Source organism: Kineococcus gurbantunggutensis, assembly GCF_050871925.1.
In the GTDB taxonomy this organism is placed as follows: domain Bacteria; phylum Actinomycetota; class Actinomycetes; order Actinomycetales; family Kineococcaceae; genus Kineococcus.
This window is the reverse complement of the sequence record NZ_JBJLSG010000267.1, coordinates 1-3,892: the sequence shown is the minus strand read 5'-3', so window position 1 is coordinate 3,892 and position 3,892 is coordinate 1. Positions and strand designations below refer to the sequence as shown.

The following is a 3,892-nucleotide window of genomic DNA, read 5'->3' as shown; positions in this document are numbered from 1 at the left end:
CACGACGAGGGGCGGACCGGCCCGCGCGGGCGGCGGGGGCGTCCCGCGCGGGCCGGCCCCCCGCGTCGGCCCCCCCCCCCCCCCCCCCCCCCCCCCCCCCCCGCGCGGGGCGGGGTGCCCGGGGCGGGCGGGCCGGTGGGGCCCGCCCGCCCCGGCGCTCACAGCGGCTGGATGCCGAACGCCTGCGCGAGCTCCTGGATGCGCCGGGCGCGGCCCAGGCGCGGCAGGTCCGAGCCGTCGCGGACCACGCCGCCGCTCTCCTCGAACCGGCTGATGACGTCGTGCGCCCAGGTGGCGTCGGTGGCCGTGGGGCTCATGACCTCGTTGATGACCGAGGCCTGGTCCGGGTCCAGGCACAGCTTGCCCATCATGCCCAGCGAGACGCCCACGGAGGAGTTCTCGCGCAGCTCCGGGTGCCCGCCGCCGACGGTGGGCCCGTCCACCGGGCCGGGCAGGCCGCCGATGCGGCTGGCCACCACCAGGCGGCTGCGCGGGTAGGCCATCGCCAGGTCGTCGGCGCTGGCGCCGGTGTCGCGGCGGTAGTCGCCCGAGCCGAACGCCAGGCGGAACGCCCCGCGCGCGCAGGCGATGGAGCGGGCCTCCTCGATGCCCAGCGCCGACTCCACCAGCGCCACCACGGGCGTCTCGCCGCCCAGGCCCTCGAACGTCTCGGTGACCTGCTCGCCGGCCTCCGTCTTGGCCAGCACCACGCCCAGCAGGTTCGGGGTGCCGCGCAGCTGCTCGACGTCGTCGCGCCAGTGCGGGGTGGTCACGTCGTTGATGCGCACGAACGCGCGCCCACCGGCGCGCAGCCACTCGATGACGTCGGCGCGCGCGGCGTCCTTGCGGCGCGGGTCCACGGCGTCCTCGACGTCGAGCACGACCTGGTCCGCGCGCGAGCGGGCCGCGCCGTCGAACAGCTCGGGCCGCGCCGCGTTGACCAGCAGCCACGTGCGCGCGTACCGCGGCTCGACGATGTGGACGCCCCTGTCGGCGCTCATCCGATCTCCTCACCCGGCCGGGCCGGTCCCTCGGGCCGGCCGGCGGCCGGCGCCCTGCAGCCACCGACCGTAGCGGCCGGTCCGGCGCGCCCGGGGGGTCCGCAGCGCCCGGGCGGGCGTGAGATCGCGCACGCCGCGCCACCCGGCGCCACCGCGCCGGGGCCCCTCGGGCGCCGTCCAGGGCGCCGTCCGCGCGCCGCGCGCCGCGGCGGGCCGGGCGCCGCGGCGGGCCGGGCGCGCGCCGGCCCGGCTCAGCGGGTCCAGGGCAGGTCGAGCTCGCTGAAGAGGGCGCGCCCGGACAGCGCCCGGGCCACCGCCCCCTCCACGCCCGTCAGCTCCAGGCGCTCGTCGCCGTCGGGCAGGACCACCCGCCGCGCGAAGGAGGGGTCCACCGCCCTGGGCGCCGGGCCGGTCACCACCGCGTCCAGCACGCGGGTGAAGCCGCCGGCGGCCGACAGCGGGGAGAGCAGCGCGGTGCCGCGCTCGCGCGCGGCCAGCAGGTCCGCCAGCAGGTCCGTGCGCGCGTGCCGGGTGACCAGCGGCGGGCGCCCGGGCACCTCCTCGACCACCACGTCGATCGCGTAGTACAGGGTCAGGCGCCCGGCGGTGCCCTCCACCACGACGAACGGCTCGCCGCGCTCGGCCGCGCACAGCGTCACGGCCACCAGCAGGTCGCGCCCGTCCGCCAGGTGCACGCGCGCCGCGGAGGTGTCGTCCGCCTCGATGTCGTGCACGTGGAACAGGTCGGTCCGCACGGACGCCACGTCCTCGGCGCGCTGGGCGCCCGCCACGGCCAGCGCGGTGGCCACCGCGTGCGCCAGCGGGTTCGTCAGCGCCCCGTCGGCCACCACGCGCCCGTCGAGGTGGCGGTGCCCGGCCCAGGCCGCGCGCCGGTAGTAGCCGCGGGTGCGCACCCAGCAGCCGGCCGCGGAGTAGCCGGTCACCTCCCCCACGCGCCCCTGCGCCACGCGCTCGCGCACGTGCCGCACCGCCTCCGAGCCCAGGCTCTGGAACCCCACCTGGCAGCGCCCCCCGGTCGCGGCGACCACGTCCAGCAGGGCGCTGAACTCCTCGCCGGTGGCGGTGGGGGGCTTCTCCAGCAGCACGTCGCAGCCGGCGCGCAGCGCGGCCGTCGCCAGCTCGGCGTGGGTGTGGATGGGGGTGCTCAGCACCACCGCGTCCGGGGCGCCGCCCTCCAGCAGGGAGGCCAGGTCGCCGTGCCGGCGGGTGCCGCCGGGCAGCTCCGGCAGCGCGTCCAGGCGCGGGTCGGCCACCGCGGCCAGCCGCACCTCGCCGGCCGCGTGGGCGGCCAGCGCGCGCAGCAGGTGGCTGCGCCCGTGCCCGTTGACGCCGACCACCGCCACCGAGGGCGCGCTCGCGCCGCGGTACCGGGTGGCGTCGTCGAGGGGCACCCCGCGAGCGTAGTGGAAAGCGATTACCGGGACCAGGTCCGCCCCGGTGCCGGCGGCGGTGGCGCACCGGCCCCGCACCGCCCCGTCGCCGGCGGAGCGGTGTGTACGGTGACGGGCAAGCGCTTGCCGGCAGGGGCTCGCGCGACGAGGACGAGGAGGTCCCGCGGTGGTCGGTGCGCACGGCGCGGGCCCCGGCCCGGCCCCGGCCGGCCGGCTCGGCGCGTTCGAGGGGCTGGTGGAGCTGCTGGAGGGCTCCTGGCCGCTGCTCGGCGCCGACGAGCCCCCCGCGCAGGAGGTCCGCCGCCGGCTGCGCGCGGCCGTCGGGCTGCCGCGGCCGCAGGAGCGCGCCGACGTGCGGGTGGAGGGCACCTGGAGCCGCGACGGCCTGGAGGGCACCGAGCTGAGCTGGGACGCCGGGTTCGGCCCGCGGGTGGCCGCGCGCCTGCTGCGCCCGGCCGGCGCGCGCGGGCCGCTGCCGGGGGCGCTGGTGCTGCACTGCCACGGCGGGTCCAAGCGCTTCGGCCTGGCCGAGCTCGCCGACGGCGCGGACGGGCGCCCGGAGCACCCGCGCCTGCGCGCCGCGCGCGAGGAGCTGTACGCCGGCCGGGCGGTGGCCGAGGACCTGGCCCGCACCGGCCGGGCGGTCCTCGTGCACGACGGCTTCGGCTGGGGCAGCCGGCGCCTGCCGGTGGCCGCGATGCCCGAGCGCGGCGAGCGCACCGCCCTGCGGGAGCTGGCCGCCCGCCGCGCCGCCGGCGAGGACGTCCAGGACGAGGCGCTGGCCTACGACGTGCACGCCGACGCGGCCGAGGACGACGTCGCCAAGGCGCTGGGGGCGCTGGGCACCTCCTGGACCGGGCTGCTGGCCCGCGAGGACCTGCTCGCCGCGCGGGTGCTGGCCGAGCACCCGGGCACCGCGCCCGGCGGGGTGGCGCTGCTGGGGCTGTCCGGCGGCGGGGCGCGCGCGGCGGTGGCGGCGGCGCTGGGCGCCCCGGCCGCCGCGCTCGTCGTCACGTGCATGCTCACCTCGCTGCGCGAGGCGCTGCCGCAGCACCTGCACCGGCACTCCTGGACCCTGGTGACCCCCGGCCTGGCGCGGGTGGGCGACTGGCCCGACGTCGTGGCCGCCCGCGCCCCGCTGCCGCTGCTGGTGCAGTCCGGCGCGCGCGACCCGCTCTTCCCCGCGGACGGGGTGCGCCGCGGGGTGCGGCGCGTGCTCGCCCGCTACGCCGCGGCCGGGGCGCCGGGGGCCGTCACCGCCTCCACCCACGACACCGGGCACCGCTTCGACGCGGCGATGCAGCGCGAGGCGTTCGACTGGCTGCAGCGCGTGCAGCCGGCCTGAGGGCGGGGGCGGCGCCCGGACCCGGCGGCGGGGGCGGCGCCCGGACCCGGCGGCGGGGACGGGGGCGGGGGGCCGGGCGCGTGGGCGCGGGCGGGGCGCCGCGGGGGGAGATAGACCGGGAGCTCGATGGTCGC

General features: G+C 80.6%; 3 protein-coding genes. 1 reads left to right on the top strand and 2 read right to left on the bottom strand.

Annotation, left to right across the window (positions count from 1 at the left end):
- Nucleotides 1-158 precede the first annotated feature (158 nt).
- Both ACRYR7_RS24725 and ACRYR7_RS24720 read right to left on the bottom strand, forming a co-directional pair.
- The gene (locus ACRYR7_RS24725) at nucleotides 159-1,001 is read right to left on the bottom strand and encodes an HpcH/HpaI aldolase/citrate lyase family protein (protein ID WP_432574992.1); all 843 of its coding nucleotides are present in this window, start codon (nucleotides 999-1,001) and stop codon (nucleotides 159-161) included.
- Between the two features lie 251 nt (nucleotides 1,002-1,252).
- Entirely contained in the window at nucleotides 1,253-2,413 is a 1,161-nt protein-coding gene (locus tag ACRYR7_RS24720; protein ID WP_432574991.1) for a Gfo/Idh/MocA family protein, read from the bottom strand.
- Nucleotides 2,414-2,579: 166 nt separating this feature from the next.
- On the opposite strand from ACRYR7_RS24720, the gene ACRYR7_RS24715 reads away from it, so the two are divergent.
- Entirely contained in the window at nucleotides 2,580-3,758 is a 1,179-nt protein-coding gene (locus ACRYR7_RS24715; protein WP_432574990.1) for an acetylesterase, read from the top strand.
- Nucleotides 3,759-3,892 lie beyond the last annotated feature (134 nt).